Source organism: Stenotrophomonas sp. 14P6.2.3, assembly GCF_057799055.1.
On sequence record NZ_JBYOLA010000004.1, the window covers coordinates 106,798 to 120,226 of the forward strand.

The window sequence follows — 13,429 nt, forward strand, 5'->3', positions numbered from 1 at the left end:
ATGAGCGGAGATACCTCGGTAGCGCCGGGCCATGCCCGGAGCAATTCGCCGGCAACGGGCGTACTGCCCGAGATCGCGGCACGTGCCGACGAGGCCATCGCGATCCGCCATGACCTGCACCAGCACCCGGAACTGGCCTTCGAAGAACACCGCACCAGTGCCCGCGTGGCGGAACTGCTGCAGCAATGGGGCTACGCGGTCAGCACCGGCATCGGTGGCACCGGCGTGGTCGGTACGCTGCAGCGCGGGCAGGGCAGCCGCCGGTTGGGCCTGCGCGCCGACATCGATGCGCTGCCGATCCATGAAGAATCCGGGCTGGCCTATGCCAGCCAGCGCGAAGGCCTGATGCACGCCTGCGGCCACGATGGCCACACCGCCATCCTGCTCTCGGCCGCCCACTACCTGGCACACCACGGGCGATTCGATGGCACGTTGCAGCTGGTGTTCCAGCCGGCCGAGGAAACCGGGTCGGGTGCTTCGAAGATGATCGCCGATGGCCTGTTCGAGCGCTTCCCGGTCGATGCCATCTATGGCCTGCACAACTGGCCGGGCGTTCCAGTAGGGCACTTCGGCTTCGTCGACGGACCGGCGATGGCTTCGGTGGACTGGGCGCGGCTGCGGGTGATCGGCAAGGGTGGCCACGGCGCCGAGCCGCAGGGCAGCGTCGACCCGATCCTGGCCGCTGCACACATCATCACCGCGCTGCAGAGCGTGGTGTCGCGCAATGTCGATCCGCGGCAGATGGGCGTGGTCACCGTCGGTTCGATCCACGGTGGGCAGGCCGCCAACGTGATTCCCGATGTGGTCGAGCTGAAGCTGACCGTGCGTGCGTACCTGCCGGAGGTGCGCGATACCCTGCGCCGACGGGTCACCGACATTGCCGAGCAGACCGCCGCTGCGTTTGGCGCGCGTGCCGAGATCGAATTCCCGCGCGGCTTCCCCAGCGTAATCAATCATCCGGAGCAGACGGCGTACATCCGCGAGGTGGCGGTACAGGGCTTCGGCGCCGGGCAGGTGGTGGAGGCCTTCGCACCGCGTACCGCCAGCGAAGACTTCGCCTTCCTGCTGCAGGCGCGGCCGGGCAGTTTCGTGTTCGTCGGCAACGGCGACAGCGCGCCGCTGCACAGCCCGCGCTATGTGTTCAATGATGCGGCCATCGCCCCCGCGGCCAGCCTGTGGGCGCGCCTGGCCGAGCACTACCTGGTGGAGGACGTGGCATGAGCGTGCGGTACGACAACGATCGCTTCCTGTACACCGCGGTGGATGACCCGCTGGCGCGGCCGCTGTTTGACGGCCTGGAACAGGAATACGACAACCGCTATGCAGACGTGCGCCGGCGCATTGGTGGCAGCGCCCGAGAAGAGCTGCAGCGCTACCCGGCAGAAGCGTTCGCGGCCCCGGTGGGTGCGTTCGTGCTGCTGCTGCGCGATGGTGTAGCAATCTCCGGCGGCGCGTTCATGCCGCATCGCGACGATGATACCGCCGAGTTCAAGCGGATCTGGACGCTGCCTGGTCTGCGCCGGCAGGGCATCGCCCGTCGCGTACTGCAGGAACTGGAAGACCAGGCTGCGCGGCAGGGCTATCGGCGCGTTTTCCTGACCACTGGCTTCCGCCAGCCGGAGGCGGTTGGCCTGTACCTCAGCCACGGCTACACCGCGCTGTTCGACCTGGATGCAGACCCGGAAACCATCGCGCATCTGCCGTTCGAAAAACAGCTGGTGCCGCAGCCGCAGGTGGGCGTCGCGCCCGCCATCGCACTGCACGGAGCGGTGGCATGAGTACGCCATCCACCGCTATCGAGGGCATTCCCCGCCAGCCGGCCACGGCGCTGAAAATCGTGCCGGCGCGGCACCCGCTGCAGGTGATCGGTACGGTGCTGGCACTGGCGTTGATCCTGATCGGGTTGCAGTCGGTGCTGGGCAACCCGCGCTGGGGCTGGGGCACGTTCGCCGAATGGTTTTTCGCCCGCCCGGTACTGGAAGGGTTGGGGCGGACCTTGCTGCTGACCGCGCTCGGTACCGGCCTCGGCTTCGCGCTGGGCACACTGCTGGCCTTGGCCCGCGTCTCTGGTTCACCGCTGCTGTCGGCGGTGTCGTGGGGCTACGTGTGGCTGTTCCGTTCGATTCCGCTGCTGGTGCTGTTGCTGCTGCTGAACAACCTGGGCTACCTGTACAGCACCATCGAACTGGGCGTGCCGTTCACCGGCATCAGCCTGTTCTCGTACCCGACCACGCAGTTGATCGGCGTGTTCACTGCGGCGGTACTCGGCCTCACCTTGAACCAGGCGGCGTTCTCGGCGGAGGTGATCCGTGGCGGCATCCTGTCGGTCGACCACGGCCAGTACGAAGCAGCCGCCGCGTTGGGCCTGCCGCGCGGCCGACAGGTGCGCCGCATCATCCTGCCGCAGGCGATGCGTTCGATCCTGCCGGCGGCGTTCAATGATGTGATCGGCCTGGCCAAGAGCACCTCGGTGGTCTACGTGCTGGCGCTGCCGGAGCTGTTCTACACCGTGCAGGTGATCTACCGCCGCAACCTGGAGGTGGTGCCGCTGCTGATGGTGGCCACGGTCTGGTACCTGGTGATCCTGACGGTGCTGTCGCTGCTGCAGCGGCGGGTAGAGCAGCGTTTCGCGCGTGGCCAGCTGCAGCATGAGCGCAGCGTGTCGCGGGTACCGTCGACGTCACCGCGCCCGGTGGTGCCGGCCATTGCACGCGTACCCAGCCGCGCGGCTTTTGCCGTGCCGATCGAGGCGGGCACGGGCGCCGCCGTTTCATTGCAGGGTGTGGGCAAGGCCTTCGGCGAGCAGACGGTGCTGGATGACGTGCACCTGGAGCTGAAGGCGGGCAGCGTGACCGTGCTGATCGGCCCGTCCGGTGCCGGCAAGTCCACGCTGCTGCGGCTGATCAATCATCTTGAACGCGCTGACAGTGGCTTCGTCACCGTGGGAGGCCAGCTGATCGGCTACCGCCGCGACGGTGACACGCTGTATGAGCTGCCGGAAGGCGAGATCCGCCGGCGCCGCGCGGAAGTCGGCATGGTGTTCCAGGGCTTCAACCTGTTCCCGCACATGACCGCGCTGGAGAACATCATCGAAGCGCCCATCGCCGTGCGTGGCATATCGCGCGCACAGGCCGAGCAGCAGGCGCGCACCCTGCTGGAGCGGGTGGGGTTGGCCGACAAGGCCGATGCCTTCCCGCGCCAGCTGTCCGGTGGTCAACAGCAGCGCGTGGCCATTGCCCGCGCGCTGGCGCTGCAGCCGAAGGTGCTGCTGTTCGACGAGCCGACCTCCGCGCTGGACCCGGAGCTGGTGTCCGAAGTGCTGAGCGTGATCGAGGAGCTGGCCAGTTCCGGCACCACGCTGGTGATCGTCACCCACGAACTGGGCTTCGCCCGCCGCGTGGCCGACCACGTGGTGATGATGGACCAGGGCCGTGTGATCGAACAGGGCACGCCGGACGCGCTGTTTGAACACCCGCGCCAGCAACGCACCGCCGATTTCCTGGCCAAGACCCTGTAACCCCTTTCGAGAAACCCCATGAGCCCAGCATCGCAGCGACGTCCCGCACGCAGCACCCTGTTGATCGTCGGTGTGCTGGTCATCGGCATCGCCGGCATCGTCTACTCTCGCGTACGCCAGGGCCCCGATGGCGTGCCTGTTGCGGCGACATCGCTGGCAGCCAGCAACGCGGAGATACTGAAGGGCACGCCCGATCCGAAGGCACAGGCGCTGATTCCGGCCGGCTACCGTTTCGTCACCCCGGGTGCCTTCACCATCGCCACCCATCCTGGCCAGCTGCCGTTGGCCGACTACGGTGCCGACAGCAAGGAAGTGGTGGGCGTGGAGCCCGATATCGCACGATTGATCGCCGATGGACTCGGCCTGAAGCTGGTGGTGGTGCCGGTGGCGTGGGCCGATTGGCCGCTGGGGCTGGAATCGGGCAAGTACGATGCGGTGCTGTCGAACGTGACGGTCACTGAAGAGCGCAAGAAGAAGTTCGATTTCTCCAGCTACCGTTTCGACCTGCTGGGCATCTACACCCGCACCGATGGACCGATCCAGAAGATTGCCACGCCCGCCGACGTGGCCGGGCTGAAAGTGGTGGTGGGCGCCAGCACCAACCAGGACCAGATCCTGCGCCAATGGGACAAGCAGAACATCGCCGCTGGCCTGAAACCGGTGGAGTACCAGTACTTCGATGACGCAGTGATCGGGCGGCTGGCAGTGATCACCGGTCGCGCCGATGTGTCGTTCGAGCCGAATGCCACCGGCGCCTATTCGGCACGCGATGGCAAGGTGCGCCGGGTTGGCCTGTTCCCGGGCGGCTGGCCGGATGCGGCGGCGATCTCGGTGACCACCCGCAAGGGCAGCGGCCTGGCCGATGCGGTGACCCAGGCGCTGAACACGCAGATCGGCAGCGGTACCTATGCGAAGGTACTGGCGCGCTGGAACGTGGCCGAAGAAGCGGTGCCGCAATCGCAGACCAATCCACCGGGGTTGCCGGGGTTCTAGCGATGCCGCCTGGTAGGCGTCGAGCTTGCTCGACGGACGGCGTGCCGACCAAGGTCGGCTTCAACCGGGGTCAGGACTGCCACTCGATGTGGTCCGGGCGGGCGCCTGCATTGCCGTGAAAGAAACTGATCGCAGCAAAGCACGCTTCGACGTCGATGCACCATGCCAGCGGATAGCCGTCCACCTGGCCGTTGTCGAGCCGGAAATAGGCATTGCCGGCGCGATGTTCGTTTCCGCAGGAATGGAAGCCGCCGTCGCCCGGCTCGTGCAGGTACATCAGCCACGCGTGTTCCGCATTGCGCAGCATGCACAGCGTTGGCCCATCGGGCACCGATGCCCACAGCTCGAACTGAGGCATCGATGCGGCCAGCGCCAGTGCGCTGGCCAGCTGTTCGTCGGTAGTGGCGGCGACCTGGCCGCCATTGAGTAGAAGTTCGATCACTTCGGTTCCTGCAGGGGCGTCATTACCAGCGTGCCTCAAGCATACGGAACGGGCCATCGAGCAGCACCCCGTCCTTGTCGAAGTTCTGTACCGATCGCCCGTCGACACGCACATCCTTCGGCAGGGTGCGGCTCGGCCACCACACACGTACCGGCGTGCCCTTGCGCAGTCCCTTGCCGAGCGAGACCTGCAGCGTTCCATCGCGTTGGTGCGCCTGCATCTGCAGGGTGCCATAGGCAGTGGGCAGGCGGTCGACGGCCAGGCCTTCACCGGCCACCCAGGAAGGCGGCGTACCTGGCAGCAGCGACAGCGCATCATCGTCCTCGCGCATCAGCATGCCGAACAGGGTGCGGCCGTATTCGGCGCCGATCCAGGTGTGCGGCATGTCGCCCAGATAGCGTGGGAAACGCAACCGCGAATGCACGACCTCGGCCAGCACCTGCCACTCCAGCGGCCTGCGATCGTGCAGCAGGCCCTGCAGCAGTTCGTCGGCCGCTTCAGGTTGGCCCAGGTGCACGTAGCTCAGCACGTTGCGGATTTCATACGGCGTGTAGGCATACAGCGCCCCGGGCTGATTGCGCTTGCGCACATCGTCCAGGTAACGGGCGAAGGTGGTGCGCAGTGCCTCGGCGGGCAGCACGCTCTGTGCGCCGGTCGGGTCCAGTGCGATCGACACACCGGTCGGGTCGCCGTCGCCGAGGTCGGCCGACGAGGGAATGAAATCGATGCCCTTCCATGCCATGGTCGCGCGGATCGAGGCATGCAGGGCGTCATACAACGCCTTGTACTGTTCGCGCGCCCACTTTGCGGTTTCGTGGTCGCCCAGTGATTCAGCCAACCACGCGCCGTCATGCCAGCCCTTCAGGCCCCAGTAGTCGTCCCAGTAGCTGTGGGTGGGCGAGGGGTAGCCCTCGTGGCTGATCGACGGCGCAAGAATGCCGGCGAAGCGTTCCGGTGCGGGCTGGTCGGCCATGTAACCCGGCACCAGCGTGCGTTCGCGCAGTTCCTGCAGGAAGCGCAGCGCGGCCTTCACCTTGGGCAGATAGATGCGCACGCTTTCGGGCCCGCCATCCAGCCGTGCAACGTCGGCCACCAGGGTGACGTACTGGCCTTGGCTGTCGTACTCGATGTCCGAGCCGAAGCCGGTATTGACGCTGCCATCGTCGTTGAGGATGGGCGACACCAGGCCGTTGCCGTGCACGCCATGTTCGCTGTACCAGGCCAGGTAGTCGCGCGCGACCTTGGCTTCGCCCATGCGCAGCAGCACGGCCGAGGTGGCCATGCCGTCGCGGATGAAGGAACGGTTGTAGTTGCGTGGGCCGGGCTGCATTGCCGGGCCGGTCTGGTTGATCAGCATGTACGCGGCCTGCGCGCGCAGCATGTCCACCAGCGAAGGATCGGGCAGGCGCAGGCCGACCTGGCCCAGGCGTGCCTGCCAATCGGCGGAGGCACGGCTGGCCAGCGTGTCGAAGGCCTTGTCGCCATCGCGCGGCAGCGATGCGAGGTCGAGGGTCGGTGCTTGCGGCAGCACGCCATTGGCATCGGCGGTGGCGGTGCCAAGTGGGAAGGCCACCACCACCGCATCGCTGGCACCGGGGGCCAGGCTGACGCGATAGCTCAACGCCGCCGCTGCCAGGCCTGCGCCGTCGCTTGCCTGCTGTGCGGCAGGCAGTTGCCCGCTGGCGATGGCCGACGTGATCTCGGTGTCGCCTTCGTTGCCGAAGGGCGCGGCGCCGGCGGCATCCACCGCAGTGACTGACTGCAGCAGCGTGCGGCCATTGACGCGCACGGCATTACCCTCGACGGCCACTTCGTGGATCGGCGACAGCCCGCCGTTCTGCCACGGCGGGTTCATCTGCATCGGTCGCACCGCCAGGGTCAGCGTGCCTTCGATCGCCGTGCTGCCGGTGTTGCGCAGGCGATGGCGCACGAAGGTGACCGGTTGCCCGTCGCGCTCGATGGCGAAGGCCTCGCTGCGCAGCTCCAGCCCCGGTTGCGGTGACCAAGTGGCCGATGGCATCGGCTTCCAGCCATCGCGAAGGGCGTGCTGCACCGGTTGTTCGGCGGCACCCGCCGCGCGGCCATCGGCACTGCGCCAGATCGGCTGCACCAGCGGTGCGCCCTTGTAGGCCTCGATGTTGCCGTATTCGTCGAAGATCGATTTCTGCCGGCCGGCATGCACACCCACCGCGGTCCAGTAGGTCTGCTGCATATGCAGCGACGCGGGGAACAAAGCGCGCTGCGCGCCGCTGGCGGCGATCTGGTAGCGCTTCATCGGCGTCATCACCGCCTTCGGGCCGAGCAGGCGGAGGCGCTTGATCTGCGGTGCATCGCCTTCCACGGTCAGCCGCAGTGCCTGCAGGTCGAGCGGTGCATCGGCCGCCAGCCAGCTCTGCTGCCGGCTCGCTGCCTGCGCATCGCGCGCCAGTTCGTGCCAGTGGCCCTTCGCATCCTGTGCCTGCAGGCGTGCAGCGCCGTGCACGTTGGCCCAGTCCACCGCCAGCCCGGTGCTCGGCTGCGCGCGGGGCAGGGTGATGTCGAGCGTGTGGATGCCGCCCTTGCCAGCGGGTATGGCCACCGTTCCGCTGCCCTGCCACAGCGCAGCGGACTGGGTGGCATCCAGCCCCGCCACCCTTGCAGTGAGCGCGGTGTCGAGCGGTTCCATTTCGAAGATGGAGACGCCCCAGTCGGAGGTGCGCTGCGGGCTGGCCAGGCGCAGGTAGCGGGCCTGGCGCGGTGCGAAGTACAGGGTCTCGATGCCGCCCAGCGAATCGGCCATGACATAGGCCGTCTGCCACTGCTTGCCATCGAGCGAGGTCTGCAGCGAATAGCCTTCGGGGTTGGAGACATCCCAGGTGAGGCGGGTACCGGCCAGCATCGCCGGTTTGCCGAGATCGATCTGGAACCAGTGGCCGGGACTGAACGCGCCACCGGTCACCGTCTTCGGATCGTTGTCGATCAGGTGGCTGATCGCCATCGCCGGAACTTGCTGCGATGACGCGCTGGCCTGCCATTGCGCACGCGGTGGCAGGTTCTGTGCGCTTACGGCTGCAGCCAGTGCGAGGGTCGGCAGCAGCAGGGCCAGGGCAAGGCGCCGGTTCGGCGGGCAGGGGGCGATCCAGCGGTCGGCGCACAACGTCATTGCGAAGGCCTCACATCAGCAGGGCCCGGGAACGGGCGGGCCTACGCTAGCAAGGGATGTAACCGGTTACATGACGCGTCGCAATATTTCCCGGACATGCTCCAGCCCGACGTTTCATGAATGCGCACAGATCCGCTCGCGCAACCATCGATGCGCCGGATCGCGATGCACGCGCTCATGCCAGAGCATCACCATCTCGAACCCCGGCACATCGAGGGGCGCTTCAACGGCCTTCAAGGCCGGGTCCTGCGCGACCAAGCGCGACGGCATCATCGCCACCAGATCCGTGCGCAGCAGCACGCTGCGCAGGAACAGGAAGTGCGGCACCGACAGCACCACGTTGCGACGCGCGCCGGCATGCGCCAACGCGCTGTCGGTGCCGCCATGGAAGCCGCCGCCATCCGGTGACACGATCACATGGTCCAGTGCGCAGAACTGCTTCAGCGTCGGCCGCCGCTTGAGTCGTGGATGATCGCGGCGCCCGGCCAGTACGTAGCGCTCCTGGAACAGCGGGCGATGATGCAGCGAGGGAGGCGCGTCGGAGGTGATGTGGAGCGCGAGATCGATCTCGCCGCGTTCGCTCTGCGCCACCATCTGCGCTGGTGCCAGGCTGACGACCGCAATGCGGGTGCCGGGTGCACGCTGGCGCAGGTCGGCCAACGCCGGCAGGACGATCGTGGTTTCGCCGAAGTCTGACGCCATGATCCGCCAGGTCTGCGTGGCCTGGGCAGGATCGAACGCCTGTACCGGCGCGACCGCGCGCTGCACTGCGGCCAGTGCCTCGGCCAGCGGCTCTCGCAGTGCCTCGGCCCGCGCGGTGGCACGCATGCCGCGTGGCCCAGGCAGCAGCAGTGGATCATCGAACAGGTCGCGCAGGCGCGCCAGCTGCACGCTGACGGTGGGCTGGGCCAGATGCAGGCGCTCGGCCGCGCGGGTGACGTTCTGCTCTTCCAGCAAGGCCTGCAGGGTCACCAACAGGTTGAGGTCGATACGGCGCAGAGTATTGTCCATGGCAATGCTGGGGATTGCAGGAATTCATTTCAACTATAGCGCGGGGACGCCTAACGTGGCCGGCAACCCCTCCCTGGTACCACCATGAACGTCCTGCTTGTCTACGCCCACCCCGAACCCACTTCGCTCAACGGCACCCTGAAGGCCTTCACGGTCGAGCGCCTGCAACGTGCCGGCCACACCGTGCAGGTGTCCGATCTGCATGCCATGCAATGGAAGGCGCAGATCGATGCCGACGATCACATCGGGCGGGATCCTTCCCTGCCGTTCCACGCTTCACTGGATTCTCGCGAAGCCTTCAGGACCGGCCGTCAGAGTGCAGACATCGCCGCCGAGCAGGAAAAACTGCGCTGGGCCGACGCGGTGATCCTGCAGTTCCCGCTGTGGTGGTTCTCGATGCCGGCCATCCTCAAGGGGTGGGTGGACCGCGTGTACGCCTATGGTTTTGCGTATGGCGTCGGCGAGCATTCCGATCGGCACTGGGGCGACCGCTATGGCGAGGGCGCGATGTCCGGCAAGCGCGCGATGCTGGTGGTGACCACCGGCGGCTGGGAGTCGCATTACGGTCCGCGCGGTATCAATGGGCCGATCGACGATGTGCTGTTCCCGATCCAGCACGGCATCCTGTTCTATCCCGGCTTTGACGTGCTGCCCGCGCATGTGATCTATCGCAGCAGTCGTATCGATGAGGCGTCGCTGCCTGCCGTGCTGGAAGGTCTGGGTGCGCGGCTGGATGGGCTGGCGAGCGATCCGGTGATTGCCTACCGGCGGCAGAACGGCGGTGATTATCTGATCCCGTCGCTGGAGCTGCGGCCTGGAATCTCGGCGAAGGAGAATGGGTTGGGAATTCACCTGCAGAAACAGGTACGCCCGGATCACTGACGCGGATGGCTCCGGATCCATGGCGGAGAGGCTGTAGGGTCGAATCGACTGGTCGCACTCACCATGGGTTGTCACTTGACAACCGTTGCGATCGTATCCAGCCTCCGAGGGAAGGGAATGCCCTCGTTCGCGCCATCCAGACAAAGACATTGAAGCTGCCTTCCGTTTCGCCGAGTCGCGTGGATGGTGGCTGCGGATCGGCGGCAGTCATGCCTGGGGACGAATGTACTGTCCCTACAACGACAAGGACTGCCGATGTGGCGAATTCTGTGTGGTGAGCATATGGAGCACGCCCCGGAATGCCTTGAACCATGCGCGAGCCTTGTGTCGCGTTGTCGAGAACTGCAGCCGTGAGCGATGACGCACCCGGCATCCTCCCAAGGACACGTAGATGATGGAATTCACCTTCATTCTCAAATATCGTCTGGCGGATTCAGGTACCGACGCTGGCTCGCTTGAGCAACGCCTTGCCGATGCCGGCTGTGATGATGCGCTGCTGGGCATTGGCAGGCCGGGCAGGCTGGCGCTGGAATTCTGTCGTGAGGCGAGCAGTGCCGCTGAGGCGATGCGCTCCGCGCTGGCAGACGTCCAGCGTGCCGTACCCGATGCAGAGCTGATCGAAGTCAGTCCCGATCTGGTGGGTCTGACGGATGTTGCTGATCTGCTGGGCATGTCACGGCAGAACATGCGCAAGTTGCTGCTCGCGCACCCGCAGACGTTTCCGGCACCGGTGCACGAAGGCAGCGCGTCGATCTGGCACCTGGCCGATATTCTTTCGTGGATGCAGGCGCGCGGCAGCCAGAAGGTCAGCAGCGAGCTGGCGGAGCTCGCTGCTGCGGCGCTTCAGATCAATGTGGCGAAGGAGCAGGAACGGCTGGTTAGCCATCCCGGCTGAGGGTCGCTGCGCGACAGGCCGTTACAGTTCCACCCGCTCCCACCAGCGCGTTCCCGCGGTCGGTGCCTGCATGTCCAGTGCCTCGCCCATCATCGGCGTGGCCACCGGCACGTTCTTCGCCGCAGCCAATGCGCTGATGCGTTCGAACGGCTGCTGCCACTCGTGCAGGGCCAGGTCGAAGGTGCCGTTGTGGATCGGCAGCAGCCACTTGCCGCGCAGGTCCAGGTGCGCCTGCAGGGTCTGTTCGGGCTGCATGTGCACGAACGCCCAGCGCTGATCGTAGGCGCCGGTTTCGATCATCGTCAGGTCGAACGGACCGTACTTCTCGCCGATGGCCTTGAAGCCATCGAAGTAGCCGGTGTCGCCGCTGAAGAAGATGCGGAAGTCGCCGTCCTGGATCACCCACGAGGCCCACAGGCTGCGATCGCTGTCACCCAGGCCGCGGCCGGAGAAATGCTGGCCGGGTGTCGCGGTCAGGCGCAGGCCAGCGGCTTCGGTGGACTGCCACCAGTCCAGCTGTTCGACCTTGGCCGCATCCACGCCCCAGGCAATCAGCTGGTCGCCCACACCCAGCGGCGCGATGAAGCGCGCGGTCTTGCCGGCCAGCTTCATCACGGCCGCGTGGTCGAGGTGGTCGTAGTGATTGTGCGAGAGGATGACGCCGGCAATCGGCGGCAGTTCGTCGATGCTGATCGGCGGTGCATGGAAGCGCGCCGGGCCCATCCATTGCACCGGTGATGCGCGTTCGGAGAACACCGGATCGGTCAGCCAGTACTGGCCGCGCAGCTTCAGCAGGATCGTCGAATGGCCGAGCCGGAACAGGCTGCGGTCAGGCGCTGCGTCCAGCGTGGCGCGGTCCAGCGTCTGCACCGGAATGGGGTGGTTGGGCACGGTGCCCTTGGGCTTGTTGAACAGGAAGGTCCACCAGATCTCCAGGCCATCGCGCAGGCCCATTGCCGGCTTCGGCAGGGCATTGCGGAACTTGCCTTCGCGGTACTGCGGCGAATCGGGGAAGTCGGGGAGGGACCAGGATTTGCAGAAGGTATAGGCGGTCACGGCGAGGATTCCGAGCAGGAGGACAAGGAGCAGGCGCTTCATGGGTGACGTCCGCAGGGTACACTGCACAGTGTAGTTTCCGATTTCTGGAAAGTACACTGCCGGGTGTAAAATGGGGGCATCCGTTCAGCTGTCTGGTCCCGCCATGTCCCTTGCCCCGCAACGCCTTACCGACCGCAAACGCGAGGCCATCGTCCGCGCGGCGGTGGAGGAGTTCCGGTCAGCCGGCTACGAGGCGACCAGCATGGATCGCATCGCGGCGGTGGCTGGCGTCTCCAAGCGCACCGTCTACAACCACTTCCCGAGCAAGGAAGAACTGTTCGCGCTGATCCTGGAAGAGCTGTGGCACAGCAGCGTGGCCAGCGTCGAGCTGCCATACCGCGCCGACCAGTCGCTGGAGGTGCAGCTGCTGCAGCTGCTGCGGCAGAAACTGGACCTGCTGGGCGATGCCAACTTCATCGATCTGGCGCGGGTGGCGATGGCCGAGATCATCCATTCGCCCGAGCGTGCGCAGGCGATCGTCTGCCGCATGGGCGAGAAGGAGAGTGGCGTCAGCGCGTGGATCCGTGCGGCGATTGCCGATGGGCGGCTGCGCGAGGTCGATCCGGAATTTGCCGGCCATCAGCTGCAGGGGCTGGTGAAGAGCTTCGCGTTCTGGCCGCAGGTGACGATGGGTCAGGCGCCGCTGGCACCGGCCGAGCGCACGCGCGTGGCCGAGTCGGCGGTGGCCATGTTCCTCGGTTTCTACGCGGTGTAGAGCTCGGCCTGCGCGATCAGTGCGCGCCCAGATGCCGGAGGTAAGCGCAGAACATGTCGGCCACCGCATCGGAGTAAGTGCGTATCTGCGCTGCGGTGCGCGGTTCACTGGAGAATTCGCGGCCGGTGGCACCCAGCGTGGTGTCGATCAGATCAACCGCCAGCTGGCGCGTGCCCACCGAGGCCTGCGGCAGCACTTCGGCCATGAACGCGAGCATCGCATCGTCGGACTCGCTGCGTGCTTCCTGCGCTTCCGGCGCATCGCGGTACAGCGGCGCGGCATCGTTCAACGCGCCACGGGTCTGCGCTTCCTCGCATTCCGACACGATGAAGGCATGCACCAACGTGCGCAGGCGCTGCAGGTGCGGTTGCCGTGTGTCCTGCAGGATGTCGCGCAGCATCGCGCCGGTCTGCTGCCACTCATCGCGCTGCAGACGGAACAGGATTGCTGCCTTGTTGGGAAAGTACTGGTACAGCGAACCGACGCTGACGCCGGCGCGTTCGGCCACTCGCGCGGTGGTGAACCGAGGAGCACCTTCATGCTTCAAAACCTGAGCAGCGGCTTCGAGGATGGCCGCGACCAGGTCGTTCGATCGTGACTGGCGAGGCTGTTTTCTCGAGGAAATCTGTGGCGGGCGGCGCTCGGACATGGCGGTTTTCCAATGCGAATAGGCGGAACGGGGGATCGTCCGTATTCTTGATTGCGACGAATCATTCGCATTCTAACCCCGCCGC

At 66.3% G+C, this 13,429-nt stretch carries 12 protein-coding genes; 7 read left to right on the plus strand and 5 right to left on the minus strand.

Annotated features, from left to right (window positions below; all coding sequences use genetic code 11):
- Genes AC27VL_RS05495 through AC27VL_RS05510 form a run of 4 tightly spaced genes read left to right on the plus strand, consistent with a single transcriptional unit; the run spans position 1 to position 4,510 of the window.
- Positions 1-1,221, plus strand: a complete 1,221-nt coding sequence (locus AC27VL_RS05495; protein WP_191078943.1) for a M20 aminoacylase family protein — start codon at positions 1-3, stop codon at positions 1,219-1,221.
- Positions 1,218-1,778: a GNAT family N-acetyltransferase gene (locus AC27VL_RS05500; RefSeq protein ID WP_108266027.1), complete on the plus strand. Its 561-nt coding sequence runs from the start codon at positions 1,218-1,220 to the stop codon at positions 1,776-1,778. Before AC27VL_RS05495 ends, AC27VL_RS05500 begins: the two co-directional genes overlap by 4 nt.
- Complete coding sequence (locus AC27VL_RS05505; RefSeq protein ID WP_488765757.1) at positions 1,775-3,517, plus strand: amino acid ABC transporter permease/ATP-binding protein; 1,743 nt, start codon at positions 1,775-1,777, stop codon at positions 3,515-3,517. The genes AC27VL_RS05500 and AC27VL_RS05505 overlap by 4 nt, the downstream gene beginning before the upstream one ends.
- Positions 3,518-3,535: 18 nt before the next feature.
- Complete coding sequence (locus tag AC27VL_RS05510; protein WP_180166876.1) at positions 3,536-4,510, plus strand: ABC transporter substrate-binding protein; 975 nt, start codon at positions 3,536-3,538, stop codon at positions 4,508-4,510.
- A gap of 70 nt (positions 4,511-4,580) precedes the next feature.
- Here the strand turns inward: AC27VL_RS05510 and AC27VL_RS05515 are convergent, their stop codons facing one another.
- From AC27VL_RS05515 to AC27VL_RS05525, 3 genes are all read right to left on the minus strand, one after another.
- On the minus strand, positions 4,581-4,952 hold the full coding sequence (locus tag AC27VL_RS05515) for an Imm1 family immunity protein (RefSeq protein ID WP_346558966.1): 372 nt from the start codon (positions 4,950-4,952) through the stop codon (positions 4,581-4,583).
- A 22-nt stretch (positions 4,953-4,974) separates the two neighbouring features.
- Entirely contained in the window at positions 4,975-8,094 is a 3,120-nt protein-coding gene (locus AC27VL_RS05520) for a galactose-binding domain-containing protein (RefSeq protein ID WP_488765758.1), read from the minus strand.
- Positions 8,095-8,208: 114 nt separating this feature from the next.
- Positions 8,209-9,105, minus strand: a complete 897-nt coding sequence (locus AC27VL_RS05525; protein WP_488765759.1) for a LysR family transcriptional regulator — start codon at positions 9,103-9,105, stop codon at positions 8,209-8,211.
- Positions 9,106-9,189: 84 nt separating this feature from the next.
- Here AC27VL_RS05525 and AC27VL_RS05530 point away from each other — a divergent pair, with 84 nt between their 5' ends.
- Both AC27VL_RS05530 and AC27VL_RS05535 read left to right on the plus strand, forming a co-directional pair.
- The gene (locus tag AC27VL_RS05530; protein WP_488765760.1) at positions 9,190-9,987 is read left to right on the plus strand and encodes an NAD(P)H-dependent oxidoreductase; all 798 of its coding nucleotides are present in this window, start codon (positions 9,190-9,192) and stop codon (positions 9,985-9,987) included.
- A gap of 394 nt (positions 9,988-10,381) precedes the next feature.
- Positions 10,382-10,882, plus strand: coding sequence for a helix-turn-helix transcriptional regulator (locus AC27VL_RS05535; RefSeq protein ID WP_488765826.1), 501 nt, complete (start codon positions 10,382-10,384; stop codon positions 10,880-10,882).
- 21 nt (positions 10,883-10,903) lie between these two features.
- On the opposite strand, the gene AC27VL_RS05540 is transcribed toward AC27VL_RS05535, so the two are convergent.
- Positions 10,904-11,980 carry an MBL fold metallo-hydrolase gene (locus tag AC27VL_RS05540; protein WP_108266033.1) on the minus strand — a complete coding sequence of 359 codons (1,077 nt, stop codon included), beginning with the start codon at positions 11,978-11,980 and terminating at the stop codon, positions 10,904-10,906.
- A 103-nt stretch (positions 11,981-12,083) separates the two neighbouring features.
- Here AC27VL_RS05540 and AC27VL_RS05545 point away from each other — a divergent pair, with 103 nt between their 5' ends.
- Entirely contained in the window at positions 12,084-12,695 is a 612-nt protein-coding gene (locus tag AC27VL_RS05545; protein WP_488765762.1) for a TetR/AcrR family transcriptional regulator, read from the plus strand.
- Between the two features lie 16 nt (positions 12,696-12,711).
- On the opposite strand, the gene AC27VL_RS05550 is transcribed toward AC27VL_RS05545, so the two are convergent.
- A complete protein-coding gene (locus tag AC27VL_RS05550) occupies positions 12,712-13,344 on the minus strand; it encodes a TetR/AcrR family transcriptional regulator (RefSeq protein WP_428706176.1) in 633 nt (210 codons plus the stop codon).
- Positions 13,345-13,429 lie beyond the last annotated feature (85 nt).

Excerpts from the sequence above, each read along its gene's own strand:
- AC27VL_RS05495 (WP_191078943.1), top strand. The coding sequence starts at position 1 with ATGAGCGGAGATACCTCGGTAGCGCCGGGCCATGCCCGGAGCAATTCG.
- AC27VL_RS05500 (WP_108266027.1), top strand. The coding sequence starts at position 1,218 with ATGAGCGTGCGGTACGACAACGATCGCTTCCTGTACACCGCGGTGGAT.
- AC27VL_RS05505 (WP_488765757.1), top strand. The coding sequence starts at position 1,775 with ATGAGTACGCCATCCACCGCTATCGAGGGCATTCCCCGCCAGCCGGCC.
- AC27VL_RS05510 (WP_180166876.1), top strand. The coding sequence starts at position 3,536 with ATGAGCCCAGCATCGCAGCGACGTCCCGCACGCAGCACCCTGTTGATC.
- AC27VL_RS05520 (WP_488765758.1), bottom strand. The coding sequence starts at position 8,094 with ATGACGTTGTGCGCCGACCGCTGGATCGCCCCCTGCCCGCCGAACCGG.
- AC27VL_RS05525 (WP_488765759.1), bottom strand. The coding sequence starts at position 9,105 with ATGGACAATACTCTGCGCCGTATCGACCTCAACCTGTTGGTGACCCTG.
- AC27VL_RS05530 (WP_488765760.1), top strand. The coding sequence starts at position 9,190 with ATGAACGTCCTGCTTGTCTACGCCCACCCCGAACCCACTTCGCTCAAC.
- AC27VL_RS05535 (WP_488765826.1), top strand. The coding sequence starts at position 10,382 with ATGGAATTCACCTTCATTCTCAAATATCGTCTGGCGGATTCAGGTACC.
- AC27VL_RS05540 (WP_108266033.1), bottom strand. The coding sequence starts at position 11,980 with ATGAAGCGCCTGCTCCTTGTCCTCCTGCTCGGAATCCTCGCCGTGACC.
- AC27VL_RS05545 (WP_488765762.1), top strand. The coding sequence starts at position 12,084 with ATGTCCCTTGCCCCGCAACGCCTTACCGACCGCAAACGCGAGGCCATC.
- AC27VL_RS05550 (WP_428706176.1), bottom strand. The coding sequence starts at position 13,344 with ATGTCCGAGCGCCGCCCGCCACAGATTTCCTCGAGAAAACAGCCTCGC.